Origin of the sequence: Phytohabitans maris, assembly GCF_031085175.1 — a bacterium.
Taxonomy (GTDB): domain Bacteria; phylum Actinomycetota; class Actinomycetes; order Mycobacteriales; family Micromonosporaceae; genus Phytohabitans; species Phytohabitans maris.
The window spans coordinates 40,749-61,620 of the sequence record NZ_JAVHUY010000012.1; the positions used below are offsets into that span (position 1 = coordinate 40,749).

A 20,872-nucleotide genomic window follows, 5' to 3' on the forward strand; every position below is an offset into this window, starting at 1 on the left:
GGTGGCCCGCAGCTACCTCTACGTCCCCGGCGACCGGGCGGACCTGATCCGCAAGGCGCCGGGGCGGGGCGCCGACGCCCTGGTGCTCGACCTGGAGGACGCGGTCGCGGTGGCGGCCAAGGAGCGGGCCCGGGAGGTGGTCGCCGGGTACCTGGCCGCGCCGCCGGGTGGCGTGCCGCTGTGGGTACGGGTCAACGCCGACCGGCTCGACGCCGACCTGCGGGTGCTGACCCCGGCCGCGGCCGGCGTGTGGCTGCCGAAGGCGGAGCCCGACCTCCTGCACGACCTCGACCGGGCGCTGCGGGACACCGAACGCCGCCTCGGCCTGCCCGACCGCACGTTCCCGGTGGTCCCGCTGATCGAGACGGCGCGCGGCGTCCTGGACTGCGCGCGGGTCGCCACCGCGCCGCGGGTGCTGCGGCTCGGGATCGGGGAGGCCGACCTCGCCGGCGAGCTCGGCATCCGGCCGGACCCGGACCGCACCGAGTTCGCCGCGATCCGCTCCCGGGTCGTCGTCGCCTCGGCCGCCGCCGGCATCACCGCACCGGTCGGCCCGGTCGAGACCGACCTGCGCGACACCGCGCGGCTGGCGCGGACCACCGGAATCCTGCTGCGGCAGGGCTTCCGGGCCCGCAGCGCCGTCCACCCCGGACAGCTGGCGACCATCAACGCCGCCTTCACCCCCGACGCCGCCGAGGTCGCCGCCGCCCGGCGGGCACTGGACGCGATGGAACGGGCCGAACGCGACGGCTCCGGCGTGGCCACCGACGCCGACGGCCGGCTCCTGGACCGGGCGGTCGTCCGCGCCGCCGCCGAGGTCCTCCGCCGTGCCCGCTCCACGCCGTGACCACCCGGAAAGGTACTGATCCACGCGTGTTCGGCTGAAACCTCCAAAATACCGCTATGTCCGTGTTTAAGATGCGGGGTCACAAGGGCGGACACGGAGGCGGTTTCGTGGATGTGAAGGGCGTGCCCGCGCGATGACGGGCAGCCGCGTCGTCGTGTCGGTCGAGGCCCGGTTCGACCGCACGCCGGACGGGAAGGTGTGGAGCCGCACCCCGCCCACGCGCTCGTTCTGGGACCGGTACCTCACCGCCTTCGACACGGTCCGGGTGGTGGCCCGGGTCCGCGACGTCCCGGCCCCGCCGGCGGGCGCCGCCCGGGTCGACGGGGACGGCGTGGAGGTCTGGCCGGTCCCGTGGTACGTCGGCCCGGCGCGGTTCGCCGCCCGCGCCGCCGCCGTACGGCGGGCCGTCGTCGGGGCCGCGGGGGCGGGCGACGCGGTCGTCGCGCGCGTACCCTCGGCGCTCGGCGCGATGCTCACCCGCTCCCGGCACCGGGCCGGCCGGCCGTACGCCCTGGAGGTGGTCGGGGACCCCGACACGGTCTTCGCCCCCGGCGCCGTACGGCACCCGCTGCGCCCGGCACTGCGCTGGTGGTACACGCGGCGGCTGCGCTGGATGTGCCGCACCGCCGCCGCCGTCGCCTACGTCACCGACCACGTGCTCCAGGCCCGCTACCCGGCCGGCGCCGGCGCGGTGACCGCCAGCTACTCCAGTGTGGAGCTTCCCGCGGCGGCGTTCGCGGACCGGGTCCGGGCCGGTGGCGGCCGCCGCCTGGTCTCCGTCGGCTCGCTGGACCAGCCGTACAAGGGGATCGACACGCTCGTCGAGGCGCTCGCGCTGCTGCCCGACCGCGAGGTGAGCCTGCTGCACGTCGGCGACGGGCGGCACCGGGCGGCGCTGGCCCGGTTGGCGGCCGAACGCGGCGTCGCCGACCGGGTCCGGTTCGCCGGGACGGTACCGGCCGGGGCCCCGGTCCGCGCCCTGCTCGACGGCGCCGACCTCTTCGTCATGCCGTCGCGCACCGAGGGCCAGGGGCGCGCCCTCATCGAGGCGATGGCCCGCGGCCTGCCGGCGGTCGGCTCCGACGTGGGCGGTATCCCGGAACTGCTGGACCCGCCCTTCCTCGTCCCGCCGGGCCGGCCCGACGCGCTGGCCCACCGCATCGCCGACCTGCTCGGCGACGAGGCGCGGTGCCAGGCGGCCGCCGAGCGAAACCTGCGCCGGGCCCGCGACTTCGCCGCCGACCGGCTCACCCCCCGCCGGACCAGCTTCTACCGTGCGGTCCGGGCGACCGTGGACGCGAGCCGCGACGATGACCTCGCCATTCGCTGACGCGCGCCACCTCAGCGCGGCGCTCTCCGCCACCGTCGTACCGGCCGCGAGCCTGGTGCTCGCCGTGGTGGACCCGCGCCTGGGCCACTGGTTTCTGGTGCCGGTCACCGTCTGCGGCGTACTCGTGGGTGTCGACGTGGTCGACTGGCTCCGCCGCCGGCGCGACGTGCTCGACCCGCAGGCGCTGGTCGGCCTCCTCGGCCTGCACTTCTTCTACCTGGCGCCGATCCTGCACGTGCTCTGCGACTACTGGATGCGGGAGTCGTTTCCGGCCGGGGACTGGCGGGACGCCCTCGGCGCCATGGCCCTGCTCAACGCCGCCGGCCTGGCCGTCTACCGCGCCGTCCTGGCGGTGCGCCCGCGGCGCGGTACCCGTGCCATGCTCCTGCGCCAGGGCACCTTCTACGCGGCCGGGCTGGCGGCGGTCGCGGTCGGCGTCGGCGCCTTCGCCGTCGAGGTGGCGCTGCTCGGCGGCTGGCAGGGCTTCGTCTCGACGATGACCGGCAACCGCGCGGACCTGGAGGGCCTGGGCTGGGTGCTGATCGTCGCCGAGTCGTTCCCGCTGGTGGCGTTCGCGCTCGTCACGTTCCGGTGGCGCGAGGTGCTGGCCCGCCACCCCGCGCTCGTACCGCTCCTGCTGCTCGTCTTCGCCGCCGCCCAGTTCGTCGTCTCCGGCGCGCGCGGCAGCCGCAACAACACCGTCTGGCCGGTGCTCGCCGGCCTCATCCTGGTGCACTACCTGGTACGCCAGGTGCGGCGCCGCACGCTGGTCGGGTTCGCCCTGGTCTTCGTCACCTTCATGTACGCCTACGGCCTCTACAAGGGCGCCGGCACGCAGGTGCTCGACATCGCCCGCGGGCAGCGCACCGTCGCCGAGATCTCCGACCGCACCGGGCGGGACCTGCCCACGATGCTCCTCGGCGACCTGGCCCGCGCCGACGTGCAGGCGCTCGTCCTCGAACGCATCCGCACCGGCCAGGCCGCACCCGCCATGGGCGCCACCTATCTCACCGCGCCGGCGTTCGCGGTGCCGCAGTGGCTGGCGCCCGATCCGCCGCCCGGCAAGGTCGAGGCGGGCACCGACGCGATCTTCGGCAGCGGCGCCTACGAGGCCGGGCTCCGCTCGTCCCGGGTGTACGGGATCACCGGCGAGGCGGTGCTCAACTTCGGGCCGCTCGGCGGGCTGCTCTCGTTCGCCCTCTTCGGCCTGGTCGTCCGCGCCGCGCGCCGCTTCTGTACGGCGGCGCGCTCCTCGCCCGACCTCGCCCGCCGCCTGCTCGCGCCCTCGGTGACCGTGATCGCCATCAGCGCGCTCTCCTGGGACGCGGACAACCTGGTCTGGTTCTGCCTGAAGCACGTGATGCCGCTCGCGGCCGTGGTACTCGTCGCCGTCGGGGGCGGCCGCGAGCGGCCCGCGCCGTCCACCGTCGCCGCGGTACCGGAGGGGAGTCGTCGATGACACGCCAGGGTTTTCGTGGAGACATCGAGGGCCTGCGCGCCGTCGCGGTCGTCGCGGTGCTGCTCTGGCACGCGGGCGTACCGGGCATCGGCGGCGGCTTCGTCGGCGTGGACGTCTTCTTCGTCGTGTCCGGGTTTCTGATCACCCGGATGCTGCTCGACCAGGTGCGCGCGAACGGCCGCGTCTCGCTGCTCGACTTCTACGCCCGCCGCGCCCGCCGCCTGCTCCCCGCGGCCTGCGTCGTGCTGCTGGTCTCGCTGGTCGCCACGTACGCCTTCCTCCCGCCGATCCGCTGGTCGGACACCGCCGGTGACGTGGCGGCCGCCGCCGTGTACCTGCTGAACTGGCGGCTGGCCCACCAGGCGACCGACTACCTCGCCCAGGGCGAGGCGCCGAGCATCGTGCAGCACTACTGGTCGCTCTCGGTCGAGGAGCAGTTCTACCTCGTGTGGCCGGCGCTGGTCCTCGCCGCGTGCCTCCTCGGCGCCCGCCGCGGCCGCGACCCGAAACGCCTGCTGCTGCCGGCCATCCTCGTGATCGCGGCGGGGTCGTTCGCCGTCTCGGTGCACCAGTCCACCGTGAACCCCGAGGGGGCCTACTTCGCGACGGCCACGCGCGGCTGGGAGCTGGCGCTGGGCGCGGTCGTCGCCGTCGCCTGGGCCCACCTGTCGCGCCTCCCGCGCGCCGCCGCCGTCGCGCTCGGCTGGGCCGGGCTCGCCGCGGTCGCCGTCTCGGTCGTGGTGACCAGCACGTCGGAACCCTTCCCCGGGTACGTGGCGCTGCTGCCGACGCTCGGCGCGGCCGGTGTCGTCGTCGGCGGGCACGCCGCCGGGCGGGCGGGACCGGGCGTCCTGCTCGACACCCGCCCGGCCCGGGCCGTCGGCGCGCTCTCCTACTCGCTGTACCTGTGGCACTGGCCGGCGCTCGTCGTCGCGGAGTCCGCCTGGGGCCCGCTGCGGCCCGGCCCGGCGGTCGCGGTCGTGGCCGCCGCCGCGGTACCGGCGTGGCTGACCTACCGGTTCGTCGAGAACCCGATCCGCCGCTCCCGCCACCTGCGCCACCGCCCGGCCGTCACGGTCCGCTCCGGCGCGCTGGCGACGGTCGCGACGGCCGTGGTCGCCCTGCTCTTCCTCCAGCTCGTCGGCTGGCCGGCGAACCGCCCGACCGTCACCGGCTCGACCGCGCTCACCGGCACCGACACCGCCGCCGGCGGCTCCGACGCCGCGTCCACGTTGGGCGCCGCCGTGCTGCGCGCCCGCCCGGCCGGGGACCCCAAGGGCGCGGCGACCGACCGGGTCGACGGCATCCAGCCCGACCCGGGCGCCGTACGCGAGGACGTGCCCAGCTCCTACGCGCTCGGCTGCCACCAGGAGGAGTCCGAGGACGCGGCGCTCACCTGCGTCTTCGGCCCCGACGACGGTGAGGTGTCGGTCGCGCTGGTCGGCGACTCGCACGCGACCCAGTGGGTACCGGCGTTCGAGGTGCTCGCCGAGGAGCACCGCTGGCGGGTCACCACGTACACCAAGTCGTCCTGCCCCCTCGCCGACATGCGGGTGGCGATCGGCCGCACCAACCGGCCGTACGAGAGCTGCGCCCGCTGGAACGACAACGTGCTGGCCGCCCTGACCGGCCCGGACCGCCCCGACCTGGTCGTCGTGACCAGCTCGTACTACCGGGTGATCCGGGACGGCGACCTGCTCGACGCGGCAGACGGCTGGACCGCGTACGTGGAAGGGCTGCGCGGCCGGTGGCGGCAGCTCGCGGCGGCCGGGCTCCGCGTGGCGGCGCTGCGCGACACGCCGTACCCCGGCACCGACACCGCGGCCTGCGTGTCGGCGAACGTCGACCGGCTCACCCGCTGCGCGTACCCCCGCGAGGCGGCCCTCGGCGGCGCCGGCGCCGCCCAGGCGGAGGCCGTGCGGGACCTGCCCGGCGTACGCTTCGTCGACCTCAGCGACGCGATCTGCCCGACCTCGCCCTGCGCGGCCGTGATCGGCCAGGTGATCGTCTTCCGCGACACCAACCACCTGACCGCCACCTACGCGCGGTCGCTCGCGCCCCGGCTCCGCGCCGAGCTGGACCGGGCGGGCGCTACTGGTAGCTGACGTACTCGGGGGAGGGGCGGAAGGCGAGCACCTCGCGAGGCGTGTACATCCGCACGTCCTCGTCGTAGAAGAGCTTGTATCCGATGTGGAACTGCCCGGGCCGGCGCAGCCGGCCGAACGTGGCGTCCTTTTCCGCGCGGGTGCCGAAACCGTCGACGTGCTGCACCATCGCCAGGCCGGGCCGGGCCTGTACGCGGGTGATGTCCGGGATCATCGACGCGCGGAACTGGTGCAGGACGAAGAGCTTCTCCGGCAGGCCGCGCTCGCGGACGATGCCCGCCACGTACGCCGACACGAGGTTGACCTCGGCGGCGCTCACCCGGCCGATCGTGCGGCCGGGTACCTGCCCGGCCGCCATCCGCCACTCCGGGTCCAGCGCGAGCCCCACGTGCGGCTGCTCCAGGAACGGGCGCAGCTTGGCGACCTCGGTGAGGAAGTCGCTGCGCCCCGGCTGGACGTCCAGGACGACCAGCAGCCGGTGCCGGCGGGCCGCTTCGACGTACTGGCGGATCCGGGCGAGGTCGATGGTGCGCCGGTACCGGCCGTCCTTGCCGGGGCTGGCCTGGGCGACGGTCGCGATCAGCTCGTACGCGACCTGGACCGGCCGGCCGCCGGCGCCGTACCCGCGGGCCGCGCCGCGCAGGCGGGGCAGGATCCCCTCCGGCGAGGACTCGCCGAGCACGCCCAGCGCCGGGTTGCCGGCCGTGCCGTAGTACGCCACCACCCGGTACGCCGGGAAGATGCGGCGCCCGCCGAGCGGGAGCTCGGACGCGGCCGGCGGCGGCGCGGGCGGCGCGGTGGACGGCGCGGCGGTGGGGCCGGCGCTGGGCGGGGGAGCGCTCGTGGGCCCCGCCGCGGGTGGACCTGGCTCACTGCCGCAGCCGGCGACCGCGGCCGCGAGCAGCGCCACCGCGACGCGGCGCGTGACCGGCTGCGACACGGTGCCTCCCCTCGTCGGCCCGGGTCGACGCTACCCCCGACGCGGCACCGGCACACGCGCCGCGGGCTCAGGACCGGACGCCGAGTCCACTGAGCACGACGTCGAGGAACTGCATGAAGGCGACCTGCAGGTCGAACGGCGGCTCCTCGTCCGTCCCCTCGCACCAGTCGTAGAGCAGGCCGAAGTAGCTGCTGTAGAGGACGGTCGCGATGCGGTCGGGGTCGACCGTCGCGGTCAGCTCGCCGCGGTCGGCGGCCGCCCGGAGCAGGCCGGCGAAGACGCCGATCAGCGCGTGCGGGTCGGCGTCGAACGGGCCGCCGCACTCGCGCCACCCCATGAGCATCCGGCGGGTCAGCGCGCGGTCCTCGACGTTGAGCTTCGCCAGCTCGTCGAAGTAGTGGCGCAGCACGACGGCGAGCTGCGGCTCGGCCAGGACGCTGCGGGACAGGCGCTGGTGGACCCGGTTGCGGCGGCGCTCGCCCCACTCCCGGATGAAGTCGCGCTTGCGCGGGTAGTGGTTGAAGGCGGTCTTGCGGGCCACGTCGGCGCGGACGGCGATGTCGTCGACCGAGGTGGAGCTGAAGCCGTTCTCCAGGAAGAGCTCGCGGGCCGCCTCGTAGATGGAGTCGTGAAGCTGCCGCCAGCGGCGCTGCCGCCGGTCGTCCGGGACATCGAGCTTCACGTCTCCTGCCATGCCCTCAACCTTTCACTCGGGTGCAACGTTTTATCGAAGCGTAAGCATACGGTGCACGTCAAGCGGGTCTGATGCGCCCGTGTTGTCGTGGAAACAAATCCGAAACGACCCTTGACAAGCTGTGACCGCAGCCACAACGATACATACACTCGGGTGTAACCACACCTTCCAGTGCAGATTGTGGGTCGGTCGATGCGGGTCGTGCGAGTACCCGAAGGAGCGGGCGGCTGGCGGGTCGGCGCCGTCCTGGACGACGGGCTGCGCCTCTACCCGCGCGGCACCTCGGTCCTGGCCGCGCTGGGCGCCGTCGTGCCGGAGGGCGCCGAGCCGTCGCCGCCGGGGGAGTACCTCGCTCCGCTGGCCGGGGCGGTGAGCCTGCGCGACTGCGTCGGGTTCCTCGACCACGTCCGCAACGCGCGGCGCGCCCGCGGGGTCCGCGAGCCCCTTCCCCCGGCCTGGGCCGCGCGGCCCGCGTTCTACTTCGCCAACCCCCGGTCCCTGCTCGCCGCGACCGCCCCGGTGGCGCTCCCGCCCGGCACGGCCGCCTTCGACCTGGAGCTCGAGGTCGGCGCGGTGATCGGCCGGCCGGGCCGGGACCTGACGCCGGAGCAGGCGGCCGGGCGGATCGCCGGCTACGTGCTGTACTGCGACTGGAGCGCCCGGGACGTGCAGTCCGAGGAGCGGACCATGCAGATCGGGCAGGGGAAGGGGAAGGACTGCGCGGTCTCCCTGGGCCCGTGGATCCTCACCGCCGACGAGGCGGCCGGCCTGCGCCGCCGCGACGGCCTCGACATCGAGGTCAGCGTCCACATCAACGACGAGCCGCTGGTCCGCACCCGGTTCCTCGGCATGGACTGGTCCTTCGAGGAGCTGGTCGCCTACGCCTCCGTCGGCGCGGACGTCCTGCCCGGCGACGTCGTCGCCTCCGGCACCGTCCCGGGGGGCTGCCTCATGGAGCACTCCGCCGAGCCGGACTTCCGGGGCTGGCTCCGGGCCGGCGATCGGGTACGCCTCGACGCCGGACCGCTCGGCCTCATCGAGACGACCATCGCGCCGCCGCCGCCCGTGGTGTCCTGGCGGGAAGCCGCCACGACGCGCGCCACCACCATCACTGACTAGGAGAGACCCGTGAGCAAGAGCACCGTCTACCGCGGCGCGCAGGTCCTCGTCGGCGACCCGCGCCGGCGCGACGTCCGCCGCGTCGACGTCGAGGTCCGGGACGGCCTGATCGCCCGGCTCGGCCCGGACCTGGAGGCACCGGACGCCGAGTCGGTCGACGTCTCGTGGGGCTGGATCATGCCCGGCCTGGTCGACACCCACCACCACCTGTGGCAGTCGACGATGCGGGCGTTCACCTCGGACTTCACGCTCGACGACTACTTCTGGACGATCCGGCGCAACCACTCCGCCCGGCACCGGGCCGAAGACGTGCACAACGGCACGCTGGGCGGGGCGGTCGGGCTGCTCGAGGCGGGCACCACCTGCACGGTCGACTTCTCCCACTGCGTCCTGACCCCCGAGCACGCCGACGCCGGTGTCGCCGGCTTCCGCGCGGCCGGCATCCGGGGCGTGTGGTGCTACGGCTTCTACCACCAGCCGATGGACGACCCGTGGTTCAAGAAGCCGGAGGAGCGGCACGCGGACGCCCGGCGGGTACGGGCGACCCACTTCGCCGGCGACGACGGCCGCGTCCGGTTCGGGATCTCGCCCACCGAGATGGTGCGCGTGCCCTTCGAGCAGATCGCCACCGAGATCCGGGTCGGCCGGGAGCTGGACGCGCTGATCCACCCGCACACCAACACCCGCTTCCGGCCCGGGTACCCCTCGGACATCCGCCAGTGGCACGACGCCGGCCTGATCTGGGCCAAGCAGCTGCACTCGCACTGCAACACGGCCGACGCCGACGACCTGAGGATCCTCGCCGACGCGGGCGCGGCGGTCAGCTCGACGCCGGAGACCGAGCTGGGCATGGGGCTCGGGCAGCTGATCGTGCGGGCGGCGGACCGGGCCGGCGTGACCACCGGCCTCGGCGCGGACATCCAGTCCAACAACAGCCCCGACCTGTTCACCGCCATGCGGATCGCGATCGCGGCGGAGCGTGGCCGGTACCACCAGCCGGTGATCGAGGCCGAAGGCACCTCCGCGCTGGGCGAGGTCGCCCTGCGCACCGAGGACGTGCTCCACTTCGCCACGCTGGGCGGCGCGCGCGGGCTCGGGCTCGGCGACGTCTGCGGCTCGATCGAGGTCGGCAAGGCCGCCGACCTGCTGTTCATCCGCACCGACACGCCGCGCCTGCGGGCCGTGACCGACGTCGTCAACGCGATCGTCATGCACGTCGGCGCCGGCGACGTCGACACCGTGCTGGTCGGCGGCGAGGTGGTCAAGCAGGGCGGCCGGCTCCGCGAGGACCTCCGCTCGGCGGCCGTACGCGCGCTGGACGAGTCCGGCGCGTGGCTCGACGCGGCCATCCGCGAAGGCGGCGGCTGGCGGCCGGACAAGCCCGAGTGGATGGGCACGCCGGCCGAGCACCGCCTGTCGAACGCCGGCACCTGATCCCACCGAACGATGCCGAGGAGAACCATGTCCATATCTCGACTGCGCCCATTTGTCGCAGTGGTAGCGCTCAGCGCCCTGCTCGCCGGCTGCGGCGAGGCCGGGTCGGCGGATACCGGCGGCCGGACCACCACCGACGCCGTACTGGAGAAGGCGCGCACCCTGGTCGCGGCGAACTTCGCCGGGACCGACCGCGACCTGCCGGCGAGCGGCCCGGCCGCGGTGAAGGGGAAGAACGTCGTCGCGCTCGCCTGCTCGGCGACCGCCCCCGGCTGCGCGCTCCCGGCCCAGGGCTTCGTCGACGCCGCGACCGCGCTCGGCTGGACCGCCCGGCTGGTCGACGGCAAGCTCGACCCGTCCGTGTACAACACGCAGATCCGGGCCGCGGCGACCGCCGGAGCCGATGCCGTCGCGCTGTTCGGCGTGGACTGCGCGGCCGCCGAGGGCGCCATCAAGTCGGCGCGGCAGGCCGGCACGCTCGTGTTCGCCGGAAACGCGCTGGACTGCGACGACACGTACGCCGGCGGCGGCGAGGCGATCTTCGACGGCGGCCTGATCTGGGGCACCGCCGGCACCGACTACGGCCGCTTCCTGGACGAGCAGGTCGGTACCTCGATCGCGGCCTGGGTGATCGCCGAGACCGGCGGCAAGGCCAAGGTCCTGCAGATGCGGCAGGACGACAGCGCCACCACCCGGCACACCGGCGAGTCCGAGTTCAAGGCGCTGAGCGAGTGTGGCGGCTGCCGCGTCGACACCGTCCCGTACACCGGCGCGGACCTGCTCGGCGGCAAGCTCCAGGCGAAGCTGAGCGCGGCGCTGCAGCGGCACCCGGACGCGGACGTCGTCATGGTCCCCGCGGACGCGGCCATCTCGCTCGGCGCCGGTGCCGCCGTGGAGCAGGCGCGGGCCGGCGGCCGCGAGCTCCTGCTGGTCGGCCACGAGGGGGTACCCTCCTCGATCCAGCTGATCAGGAAGGGGCAGCAGTCGTTCGCCCTCGGCCGCCCGTGGCCGTGGACCGGCTGGGCCACCGCCGACGCGCTCAACCGCCACTTCGCCGGCGCGCCGCAGGTCGACCCGGGCTTCGGCTTCGGCGCGATGGACGCCGAGCACCTCCCGGCCGGCGACGTCTACGACGGGAACGCCGACTCGCCCAGTTACCAGGACAACTACCGCCGGATTTGGGGCGTCTCCTGACATGGGTACGGCGCTCGAGTTCGTCCGGGTCAGCAAGACCTTCCCGGGTACGCGCGCGCTGAGCGAGGTGTCGTTCGCGGTCCGCCCGGGCAGCTTCCACGCGCTGGCCGGCGGCAACGGGTCGGGCAAGTCGACGCTGATCAAGATCCTGGCCGGGGTGTACCAGGCCGACCCGGAGGGCGAGGTCCGCTGCGGCGGGTCGGCGTCGGCCGCGGACTCCGTCACGCCGTCCTGGTCCCACCGGGCCGGGGTGCGCTTCGTCCACCAGGACCTCGGGCTCTTCGACACGATGACGGTGGCCGAGAACCTGTTCGTCGGGCGCCGCTACCCGCGTACCGCCGGTGCCATCGCCTGGACCGCGATGCGCCGCGCGGCGCAGGAGTGCCTGGACCGGCTGCGGGTACCGGTCGACGCCCGTACCCCGGTCGGCAGCCTGCGCCCGGCGGACCAGACCCTGGTCGCCATCGCGCGGTGCCTCTTCGACAGCGCAGGCGGCGAGGTGTCGCTGCTGGTCCTGGACGAGCCGACGGCCCGGCTCCCGCAGGCCGAGGTGGACGAGCTGCTGAGCCGGCTCGACGAGTACGCCGCGAACGGGCAGAGCATCCTCTACGTCTCGCACCGGCTGGACGAGATCCTGGAGCACGCGGACACCGTGACGGTGCTGCGCGACGGCCGCCACGTGGCGACCCGGCCGGTGGCCGGCCTGGACCGCGCCCAGCTCACCGGGCTGATCGTGGGGCAGCAGCGGGACCTGGTGGAAAAGCGCGAGCCCCGGCCGATCGCCCCGGAGGTCGCCGTCACCGTACGCGGCCTCAGCGGCGGGCCGCTGCGCGGGATCGACCTCGACGTACGCCGCGGCGAGATCCTGGCCGTCGCCGGCCTCGTCGGCAGCGGGCGTACGTCCCTCGTGGAGACGATCTTCGGCGTGCACCGGCCGGCCGGGGGCAGGGTCGAGGTCAACGGCCGCCGGCTGCGCCCGGGCAGCGTCCCGGACGCGGTCGCCGCCGGCCTCGCCTACGTGCCGGAGGACCGGGCCAGGCACGCCGCGTTCACCAACCTCGGCCTGGAGATGAACCTGTCCGCGGCCAGCCTGCGCCGGTACCGCCGCGGCTGGCTGCGGCGCGGGCCGGAGCTGCGCGACGCGGCCGAGGACATCCGGCGGTACTCGATCCGCGCCCCCGGCCCGCGCGCCGCCCTCGGCCAGCTCTCCGGCGGCAACCAGCAGAAGGCGATCCTGGCCCGCTGGCTGCGGACCCGCCCCGCCGTGCTGCTGCTCGACGAGCCCACCCAGGGCGTGGACGTCGGGGCCCGCGCGGAGATCTACACCCAGATCGAGAAGGCGGTCGACGGCGGCACCTCGGTGCTGCTGGTCACCTCGGACCTCGACGAGCTGCTGCACCTCGCCGACCGCGTGGTGGTGCTCGCCAACGGCCGCGTCACCGACACCGCCCGGCAGCGGGACGTCACCCGCGAGTGGGTGGCGACCCGCATGTTCGACGCTCCCCAGGAGATCCCATGACACTCAGCGCCGGTACCCGTGACGACCAGGTCCAGGCCCCGCACGACGGCGCGCCGCCGCCGGCGGGCCGGTCCCGGCGGACCACCGCGTGGCCGCTGGAGCTCGTGGAGCGGTTCGGGCTGGTGCTGCTCCTCGGCGGCATCGTCGTCTTCTTCTGCCTGTGGCCGGCGACCTCGGACGTCTTCCCGACCGTCGCCAACGTCCGTAACATCGCCGCGAACGAGTCGATCCTCGTGATCGCCGCGCTGGCCGCGCTCATCCCCCTCGTCGCCGAGCGGTTCGACCTCTCGGTGGGCGCGATCGTCGCGACCACGTCGATCGCGACCGCGAAGATCGCCACCGAGTGGGAGCTGCCGCTCGTCCTGGCGATCGCCGGCGGCGTCCTGGTCGGCGCCGCCATCGGCCTGGTCAACGGCTTCCTCATCGCCTACTTCAACGCCAACTCCCTGGTCATCACGCTCGGCATGTCGACGCTGCTGGCCGGCATCGGGGTGCTCTGGACCGGGTACCAGACCCTGCTCGGCGTCCCCCAGCCGCTGCTCGACTTCGGCAACCTCTCCTGGCTGGGCATCCCCCGGCCGGTGTGGCTGCTGGCCGCCACCGCCCTGGCCGTCGCCTTCCTGCTCGGGTTCACGATGTTCGGCCGGCGGCTGCTCGCCATCGGCTCGAACGAGCCCGCGTCGCGCCTGGTCGGCATGCCGGTCTCCCGCACGGTCATGCTCGCCTTCGCCTGTTCCGGCGCGGTCGCCGGCGTCGCCGGTGTCCTGCTCCTGGCCCGCACCGGCAGCGCGGCGGCCGGGGTCGGGACCGGGTACACGCTGCCCGCGCTCGCCGCGATCTTCCTCGGCTCGACGACGATCCGCCCCGGCCGGTTCACGGTCGCCGGCACGCTCGTGGGCGTCTTCTTCGTCGCGGTCAGCATCAACGGCCTGACCCTCGCCGGCGCCGAAGACTGGGTCGAGCCGGTCTTCAACGGCGCCGCCGTCGTCCTCGCCGTCTCCGCCGCGGCGGTCATCGCCAAGAAACGCAAGCGCGCCGCCCGCTAGCGCGGCGGTCGTCGCGAGAGAAACGCAGGCGCACCGTCGCCAACAACCGCAGGCGCGCCGCCCGCCAGCCCGGCGGTCACCGCCAAAGCCGCAGGGGCGCCGCCCGCCAGCCGAAAGGGAACGATGAGCACACAACACGAGAGCGACCCCGAGCTGGTATCCGTGGCCGAGGGGGTGTACGCGTGGCTCCAGCCGGACGGGACCTGGTGGATCAACAACGCCGGACTCGTCGTGGGGCGGGAGCGGGCGCTGCTGGTCGACACGTGCACCACCGAGCGGCGTACCCGGCGGCTGCTCGACGCGGTCGACGGTGTGCGCGGGGAGACGCCGCTGACGCACGCGGTCAACACCCACCACCACGGCGACCACACGTTCGGCAACTCGATGCTGCCGCCGTCGACCTGCGTCGTGGGGCACGCCCGGATGCGCGAGGGGTTCCTGGCCGACACGACGCTGGAGACCTTCCCGCCGTTCTGGTCGCCGCGGCCGGACTTCGGCCAGCTGCGCCGGCGCGCCCCCGACCTCACGTTCGAGTCCCAGCTCACCGTGCATCTCGGCGGCCGGGAGGTGCGGCTGGTGCACCCCGGCTTCACCGCGCACACCGCCGGTGACGCCGTCGCCTGGGTGCCCGACGTGCGGGTGCTGTTCGCCGGCGACCTGCTCTTCCCGGGACACACGCCGATGATCATGGCGGGGGAGCCGACCGGCGCGATCCGGAGCCTGGACTGGATGGCCTCCTTCGCGGCCGACAAGGTCGTACCCGGGCACGGGCCGGTGCTCGACGCGGCCCAGCTCGGCGAGGTGCTGGCCGACCACGAGCGCTACTACCGCTTCGTCCTGGCCGAGGGGAAGCGCGGTGTCGCCGCCGGCCTGACCCCGCTGGAGGTGGCCAGGAGCGCGGACCTCGCCGAGTTCCGGCACCTGCTCGACCCCGAGCGCTTCGTGCTGAACGTCCACAGTGCCTACGGGGAGCTGACCGGTACGGCGGTCGACCGGCCCGCGGCGCTGGCCGACTGCGTCGCCTGGCTGGGCGCCCCGATCCACACGAAGGTGTGACCGTGACCTCCACCAAGCTCCGCGCGTCGGTCACCGAGAGCCTCGCCGCCGTCCTGCGCGACGGCGGCACGCTCGCGGTCGGCGGGTTCGGGCTCTGCGGCAACCCGTTCGGGCTCATCGAGGCCGTCCGCGACCTCGGCGTACGCGGCCTGACCGTCGTCTCCAACAACATGGGCGTGGACGGCAAGGGCCTGGGCCTGCTCATCGAGAACGGCCAGGTCGTCAAGGTCGTCGCGTCGTACGTGGGGGAGAACCGCGAGTTCGCCCGGCGGTACCTCGACGGCCGGCTCGAGGTCGAGTTCGCGCCGCAGGGCACCCTGGCCGAGCGGCTCCGCGCCGGCGGCGCCGGGATCCCGGCGTTCTACACCCGCACCGGCGTGGGGACGGTGGTGGCCGAGGGCAAGCCGCACGCCGAGTTCGACGGCCGCACCTACGTCCTGGAGCGCGCCATCGTCGCGGACGTCGCCCTGGTCCGGGCCCACCTCGCCGACGCCGAGGGCAACCTCGCCTACCGCCGGACCGCGCGCAACTTCAACCCGCTCGTCGCCACCGCCGGGCGCACCACCTTCGCCGAGGTGGACCGCGTCTCCGGCGGCTACCTCGACCCGGAGAGCGTGGGGACCCCGGGCATCTTCGTGGACCACGTGGTGCTCGCCCCCGCGCGGCCACCCGAGATCGAACAGCTCACCGTGCGGCGCCGCCCGGAGGTTCAGCATGTGGACGCGTGACGAGATGGCCGCCCGCGCCGCCACCGAACTGCGCGACGGTGCCTACGTCAACCTCGGCATCGGGATACCGACCCTGGTCACCGACCACGTGCCGGCGGGCGTCCGGGTCACCTTCCACAGCGAGAACGGGATGCTCGGGATGGGCGAGTTCCCGTGGGAGGGCGAGGAGGACGCGGACCTGATCAACGCGGGCAAGCAGACGGTGACCGCGCGGCCGGGGGCGAGCTTCTTCGACTCCGCCGACTCCTTCGCCATGATCCGCGGCGGTCACCTGGACCTCGCCATCCTCGGCGCGATGCAGGTGTCGAGCCGGGGTGACCTGGCCAACTGGACGATCCCGGGCCGGCTCGTCAAGGGCATGGGCGGCGCCATGGACCTGGTCGCCGGCGCAAAGCGGGTGCTGGTGCTGACCGACCACGTGGCCAAGGATGGTACGCCGAAGGTGGTCGAGCGCTGCACGCTCCCGCTGACCGGGGCCGGCGTGGTCGACCGGGTGATCACCGACCGGGCCGACTTCGACGTACGCGACGGGCGGCTGGTGCTGACCGCCCTCGCGCCCGGCGTGACCGCGGCGGAGCTGACGGAGATCACCGCTGCGTTCGAGATCGACATGGGAGGCGACGGATGACCACGGACGTACTGATCACTGGCTGGGCGCACTCGCGGTTCGGCAAGCTCGACGAGGGGATCGAGGCGCTCGTCGTGGGCGTGGCGGCCGAGGCGATCGCCGCGGCCGGGCTCGAACCCGAGGCGATCGACGCCATCTACTACGGCCAGTTCAACGCGGGCATGCACCCGCTGGCGTTCGCGTCGTCGCTGGCGCTGCAGGCCGACGACGGGCTGTGGGGCAAGCCGGCGACCCGGGTGGAGAACGCCTGCGCCTCCGGTGCCGCCGCCGTACACAGTGGACTGCTGGCGCTCCGCGCCGGGGCGGCCCGCAACGTCCTGGTGGTCGGCGCCGAGAAGATGACCCACGCCGGCGCGGACGTCGTGGGGGCGAGCCTGCTCGGCGCCGACTACGACACCGCCGGCCGCGCCTCGTCCACCGGCTTCGCCGGGCTCTTCGCCGAGGTGGCCGACGAGTACGCGCGCCGCTACGGCGACTGCGCCGACACGCTCGGGACGATCGCCGCCAAGAGCCACCGCAACGCGCTCGACAACCCGTACGCGCACCTGCGCAAGCCGCTCGACGAGGCGTTCTGCCGCACGGAGTCGCCGGCCAACCCGCGGGTCGCCGGCATCCTGCGCCGCACCGACTGCTCACCGATCTCGGACGGCGCGGCCGCCCTGGTGCTCGGCCGGGAACGCTCCGCGGCGGCCCGCCATCCCGCGGTGCGCTTCCTCGGCGTGGGGCAGGCCAACGACTACCTGCCCGCCGGCCGCCGCGACCCGGTCGCGTTCGCCGCCAGCCGGGTGGCCTGGGACCGGGCGATGGCGATGGCCGGGACCGGGACCCGCGACCTCTCCTTCCTCGAGGTGCACGACTGCTTCACCATCGCCGAGCTGGTGCTCTACGAGACGCTGGGGCTCGCGGCCCCCGGCAAGGGCGCCCAGCTGCTGGCCGACGGCGTCGTGTACCGGGACGGGGCGCTGCCGGTCAACCCCTCCGGCGGGCTGAAGTCCAAGGGGCACCCGGTCGGCGCCACCGGCGTCAGCCAGCACGTGCTGGCCGCCATGCAGCTCACCGGCACCGCCGGCGCGCTCCAGCTGGACCGGGCCGACCGCGCGGCGGTACACAACATGGGCGGGCTGGCCGTGGCCAACTACGTGAGCATCCTGGAGGCGGCATGAGCGCGGAGCGAAGCGGAGTGCGAGTGCTTCGCCGTCGTGGTGGGGCGGCGGCGTGACGCCGCGCCCGCTGGACGGCGTGACCGTGGTCTCGATCGAGCAGGCCGTCGCCGCGCCGCTGGCCACCCGGCACCTCGCCGACCTCGGGGCGCGCGTGATCAAGATCGAGCGGCCCGGCTCGGGTGACTTCGCGCGCGCGTACGACGAGACGGTCCAGGGGCTCTCCAGCCACTTCGTGTGGCTCAACCGCAGCAAGGAGTCCGTGGTCCTGGACCTGAAGTCCGGCACCGGCCGGCGGGCGATCCAGGCGCTCGCGGCCCGGGCGGACGTGTTCGTGCACAACATCGGCCCGCGGGCCGCCGCGCGCCTGGGGCTCGACGCGGCCACGCTCCGCGCGGCGCACCCCGCCCTGGTGCACGTCTGCGTCTCCGGCTTCGGCCCGGACGGCCCGTACTCGGACCGGAAGGCGTACGACCTGATCGTCCAGTGCGAGGCGGGGCTGGTCTCCATCACCGGTACGCCGCAGACGCCCAGCAAGGTCGGCATCCCGGTCGCCGACATCGCGGCCGGGATGTACGCCTACGCGGGCGCGCTCGCCGCCCTGGTCCGCCGTGGCCGCACCGGCGAGGGCGCGACGGTCGAGGTGTCGATGCTGGAGGCGCTGGCCGAGTGGATGGGCTTCCCGCTCAACTTCACCATGTACGGCGGGGTCGCGCCCGCCCGCACCGGGGCCTCGCACGCGGCCATCGCGCCGTACGGGCCGTTCCGCTGCGCCGGCGGGCAGGTCTTCCTCGGGGTCCAGAACGAGCGGGAGTGGTCCGCGTTCTGCCGCGAGGTGCTCGGTGATCCCTCCCTTGTGGACGACGAGCGGTTCGCCGCGAACATGCGGCGGGTCGAGCGCCGGGCGGAGCTGACGGCCGTGATCGAGGAACGGTTCGCCGCCCTCTCCGCCGACGAGGTGGCCGCCCGCCTCGACGCGGCCGGGATCGCCAACGCCCGGCTCCGGGAGCTGTCCAGCCTGGCCGGGCACCCCCAGCTGCTGGCCCGGAACCGGTGGCGCGACGTCGGCTCCCCGGTCGGCATGCTCCGCCAGCTGCTTCCCCCGGCGCTGCCGGACGGGCTGGAGCCGCCGCTCGGCCCCATCCCGGCCCTCGGCGAGCACACCGACGCGGTCCTGGCCGAGCTCGGCCTCGACCTGGCCCGGGCATGAGCCCGCCCGCCGCGGAGCCCGCCCGCCGCGGAGCCCACAAGCTGCGGGGCCGCCCGCCGCGGAGGGCCGCCCGCCGCAGAGGCCGCACACTGTGGAGGCGGCACGGCGCGGAGCCCACAAGCCGCGGGGCCGCCCGCCGCGGAGTCCGCCGCCGGCGGCGCCGACCTCGACCGCGGTGATCGTGGTATTCCGGTGCCCCTCCCGGGGCACCTAAGTACCACGATCTCGGTGACCGCCCGAGCCGGCCCGGGCCGTGGAACGACGCCGGACGGCGCGGGAGCGAACCGGCGCGGCCCGGTCAGCCGCCGACGGCGGCGCGCAGCGACTCCCGCAGCGACCCCATGGTCGCGATCACCGCGGTCGGCTCGTACCCGCAGTGGGCCATGCAGTTCGCGCACCGCGGGTCCTTGCCGCGGCCGAACGCGGACCAGTCGGTCTCCTCGATCAGCTCCCGGTACGTCTTGGCGTACCCGTCGTCCAGCAGGTAGCAGGGGCGCTGCCAGCCGAGCAGGGAGTACGACGGGATGCCCCACGCCGTGCAGGACAGCTCCCGCCGCCCCTCCAGGAAGTCGAGGAAGACGGGGGAGTGGTTGAGCCGCCACCGCTTGCGCCGCCCGTCGGCGAACGCCTTCTGGAACAGCGCCCGGGTCTGGTCGACGCCGAGCCAGTGCTCCTGGTCGGGCGCCTTCTCGTACGCGTACGCCGGGGAGATCTGCATGTTGTCGACACCGAGCTCGTCGTTGAGATAGTCGAGCACGCCGACGACGTCCTGCGGGGTGTCGGTGCTGAAGAACGTCGTGTTGGTCATCACCCGGAAGCCGGCCGCCTTCGCCTGCCGGATCGCCGCGACCGCCCCGTCGAAGCCGCCCTCCTTGGCCACCGACGCGTCGTGCCGCTCGCGCAGCCCGTCGATGTGCACCATCCAGGCGAAGTTGCGGTGCGGCTTGAACTTGTGCAGGTGCTTGGGGAGCAGCAGCGCGTTGGTGCAGAGGAACACGATCTTGTTGCGGGCCAGCAGCTGGCGGGTGATCTCGTCGATCTGCGGGTGCATCAGCGGCTCGCCGCCGGCGATCGAGACCATCGGCGCGCCGCTCTCCTCGATCGCGGCGACCGCCTGCTCCACCGGCATCCGTTGCTTGAGCAGCGACGCCGGCTGTGCGATCTTGCCGCAGCCGGCGCACTTGAGGTTGCAGGCGAAGAGCGGTTCGAGCTCGACCAGCAGCGCGAACCTCTCCCTGCGCAGCAGCTTCTGCTTGAGCAGGTAGCTTCCGAGCCGAATCGTCTGACGCAGCGGCATCGCCATGGTCAGCTCACCTCCCGGGGCAGCGTGAAACGTACGTCCTCGCGCGTGGTCTCGGTCTCGCGCACGGTCACCGGGCCGAGGCCGGAGAGGCAGTGCACGAGGTCGTCGACGAGATGGGGCGGCGCGGAGGCCCCGGCGGTGATGCCCACCCGGCGGGCGCCGGCCAGCCAGCGCAGGTCCACCTGCCCGACGTCGTCCACCAGGTGCGCCGGGGCGCCGGCGCGCTCGGCGACCTCGACCAGGCGCCGCGAGTTGGACGAGTTCTCCGAACCGACGACCAGGACCAGGTCGGCCTCCCGCGCGACGGCGGCCACCGCCCGCTGGCGGTTGGTCGTGGCGTAGCAGATGTCGTCGCGGCGCGGGCCGTCCAGCGCCGGGAAGCGGCCGCGCAGCACGTCGGCGATCCCCTCGGCCTCGTCGACGGCGAGGGTGGTCTGCATCGCGTACGCGACGCGGCTCGGGTCGGGCGCGGTGACGGTGGCCGCCGCGGCGAGGTCTTCCACCACGACCACGTGCTCGGGGGCCTCGCCGACCGTACCCTCGACCTCCTCGTGGTCGCCGTGGCCGATCAGGAAGACCGTGCTGCCCCGGCCGGCGTAGCGGCGCACCTCCGCGTGCACCTTGGCGACCAGAGGGCAGGTGGCGTCGATCACCGACAGGTGGCGGGCCTCCGCCTCCGCGCGCACCGCCGGGGCGACGCCGTGCGCGGCGAGCACCACCACGGCGCCCTCGGGCACCTCGTCGACCTCGGTGACGAAGACGGCTCCGCGCTCCTCCAGCTCCCGGACGACGTGTACATTGTGGACGATCTGCCGGCGTACGTACACCGGCGGGCCGTGCCGGTCCAGCGCCCGGCGGACGATGTCGACGGCGCGCTCCACGCCGGCGCAGAACGAGCGCGGGCTGGCCAGCAGCAGCTCCCGGGGTCCGGTGGCGGCCGCCCACTGCCGCAGCGCCGGTGCCGCCCGGCGCAGCGCGCGCAGCGCCCGGACGCCGCGCGCCGGGGTGCCCAGGCTCCACAGTGGATGGTCCGGAGTGTCGACGACGGCGCGTACGACGGCGAACGGCGCCTCCCCGCCCGGCGCGAGCCAGGCCGACTC

18 protein-coding genes are annotated in these 20,872 nt (G+C 74.5%); 14 read left to right on the plus strand and 4 right to left on the minus strand.

Going from position 1 to position 20,872, the window contains the following annotated elements; all coding sequences use genetic code 11:
- The first annotated feature begins 1 nt into the window (after position 1).
- The 4 genes from RB614_RS14595 (at position 2) to RB614_RS14610 (ending at position 5,741) form a co-directional block, all read left to right on the plus strand.
- On the plus strand, positions 2 to 847 hold the full coding sequence (locus RB614_RS14595; RefSeq protein ID WP_308713018.1) for an HpcH/HpaI aldolase/citrate lyase family protein: 846 nt from the start codon (positions 2 to 4) through the stop codon (positions 845 to 847).
- Between the two features lie 133 nt (positions 848 to 980).
- The gene (locus RB614_RS14600) at positions 981 to 2,177 is read left to right on the plus strand and encodes a glycosyltransferase family 4 protein (RefSeq protein WP_308713019.1); all 1,197 of its coding nucleotides are present in this window, start codon (positions 981 to 983) and stop codon (positions 2,175 to 2,177) included.
- The gene (locus RB614_RS14605) at positions 2,158 to 3,636 is read left to right on the plus strand and encodes a hypothetical protein (protein ID WP_308713020.1); all 1,479 of its coding nucleotides are present in this window, start codon (positions 2,158 to 2,160) and stop codon (positions 3,634 to 3,636) included. The genes RB614_RS14600 and RB614_RS14605 overlap by 20 nt, the downstream gene beginning before the upstream one ends.
- Complete coding sequence (locus tag RB614_RS14610; RefSeq protein WP_308713021.1) at positions 3,633 to 5,741, plus strand: acyltransferase family protein; 2,109 nt, start codon at positions 3,633 to 3,635, stop codon at positions 5,739 to 5,741. Before RB614_RS14605 ends, RB614_RS14610 begins: the two co-directional genes overlap by 4 nt.
- On the opposite strand, the gene RB614_RS14615 is transcribed toward RB614_RS14610, so the two are convergent.
- Positions 5,728 to 6,681, minus strand: coding sequence for a hypothetical protein (locus RB614_RS14615; protein ID WP_308713022.1), 954 nt, complete (start codon positions 6,679 to 6,681; stop codon positions 5,728 to 5,730). The two genes, RB614_RS14610 and RB614_RS14615, sit on opposite strands and share 14 nt — an antisense overlap.
- Before the next feature lie 67 nt (positions 6,682 to 6,748).
- Entirely contained in the window at positions 6,749 to 7,375 is a 627-nt protein-coding gene (locus tag RB614_RS14620) for a TetR/AcrR family transcriptional regulator (protein ID WP_308713023.1), read from the minus strand.
- Between the two features lie 192 nt (positions 7,376 to 7,567).
- On the opposite strand from RB614_RS14620, the gene RB614_RS14625 reads away from it, so the two are divergent.
- The 10 genes from RB614_RS14625 (at position 7,568) to RB614_RS14670 (ending at position 18,469) form a co-directional block, all read left to right on the plus strand.
- Positions 7,568 to 8,494, plus strand: a complete 927-nt coding sequence (locus RB614_RS14625) for a fumarylacetoacetate hydrolase family protein (RefSeq protein WP_308713024.1) — start codon at positions 7,568 to 7,570, stop codon at positions 8,492 to 8,494.
- Positions 8,495 to 8,503: 9 nt separating this feature from the next.
- Positions 8,504 to 9,928: an amidohydrolase family protein gene (locus tag RB614_RS14630; RefSeq protein ID WP_308713025.1), complete on the plus strand. Its 1,425-nt coding sequence runs from the start codon at positions 8,504 to 8,506 to the stop codon at positions 9,926 to 9,928.
- Between the two features lie 27 nt (positions 9,929 to 9,955).
- The gene (locus tag RB614_RS14635; RefSeq protein ID WP_308713026.1) at positions 9,956 to 11,122 is read left to right on the plus strand and encodes a sugar ABC transporter substrate-binding protein; all 1,167 of its coding nucleotides are present in this window, start codon (positions 9,956 to 9,958) and stop codon (positions 11,120 to 11,122) included.
- A gap of 1 nt (position 11,123) precedes the next feature.
- Complete coding sequence (locus tag RB614_RS14640) at positions 11,124 to 12,641, plus strand: sugar ABC transporter ATP-binding protein (protein WP_308713027.1); 1,518 nt, start codon at positions 11,124 to 11,126, stop codon at positions 12,639 to 12,641.
- Positions 12,638 to 13,687 carry an ABC transporter permease gene (locus RB614_RS14645; RefSeq protein ID WP_308713028.1) on the plus strand — a complete coding sequence of 350 codons (1,050 nt, stop codon included), beginning with the start codon at positions 12,638 to 12,640 and terminating at the stop codon, positions 13,685 to 13,687. Before RB614_RS14640 ends, RB614_RS14645 begins: the two co-directional genes overlap by 4 nt.
- A gap of 123 nt (positions 13,688 to 13,810) precedes the next feature.
- A complete protein-coding gene (locus RB614_RS14650) occupies positions 13,811 to 14,743 on the plus strand; it encodes an MBL fold metallo-hydrolase (protein ID WP_308713029.1) in 933 nt (310 codons plus the stop codon).
- Positions 14,744 to 14,745: 2 nt separating this feature from the next.
- Complete coding sequence (locus RB614_RS14655) at positions 14,746 to 15,471, plus strand: CoA transferase subunit A (RefSeq protein ID WP_308713030.1); 726 nt, start codon at positions 14,746 to 14,748, stop codon at positions 15,469 to 15,471.
- A complete protein-coding gene (locus RB614_RS14660; RefSeq protein ID WP_308713031.1) occupies positions 15,458 to 16,099 on the plus strand; it encodes a CoA transferase subunit B in 642 nt (213 codons plus the stop codon). Before RB614_RS14655 ends, RB614_RS14660 begins: the two co-directional genes overlap by 14 nt.
- On the plus strand, positions 16,096 to 17,262 hold the full coding sequence (locus RB614_RS14665) for a thiolase domain-containing protein (RefSeq protein WP_308713032.1): 1,167 nt from the start codon (positions 16,096 to 16,098) through the stop codon (positions 17,260 to 17,262). The genes RB614_RS14660 and RB614_RS14665 overlap by 4 nt, the downstream gene beginning before the upstream one ends.
- A 52-nt stretch (positions 17,263 to 17,314) precedes the next feature.
- Positions 17,315 to 18,469, plus strand: a complete 1,155-nt coding sequence (locus RB614_RS14670; RefSeq protein ID WP_308713033.1) for a CaiB/BaiF CoA transferase family protein — start codon at positions 17,315 to 17,317, stop codon at positions 18,467 to 18,469.
- 298 nt (positions 18,470 to 18,767) lie between these two features.
- Here the strand turns inward: RB614_RS14670 and hpnH are convergent, their stop codons facing one another.
- Both hpnH and ispH read right to left on the minus strand, forming a co-directional pair.
- Positions 18,768 to 19,772 carry an adenosyl-hopene transferase HpnH gene (gene hpnH / locus RB614_RS14675; RefSeq protein WP_308713034.1) on the minus strand — a complete coding sequence of 335 codons (1,005 nt, stop codon included), beginning with the start codon at positions 19,770 to 19,772 and terminating at the stop codon, positions 18,768 to 18,770.
- 2 nt (positions 19,773 to 19,774) lie between these two features.
- Positions 19,775 to 20,725, minus strand: a complete 951-nt coding sequence (ispH, locus tag RB614_RS14680; protein WP_428983009.1) for a 4-hydroxy-3-methylbut-2-enyl diphosphate reductase — start codon at positions 20,723 to 20,725, stop codon at positions 19,775 to 19,777.
- Positions 20,726 to 20,872: the final 147 nt, after the last annotated feature.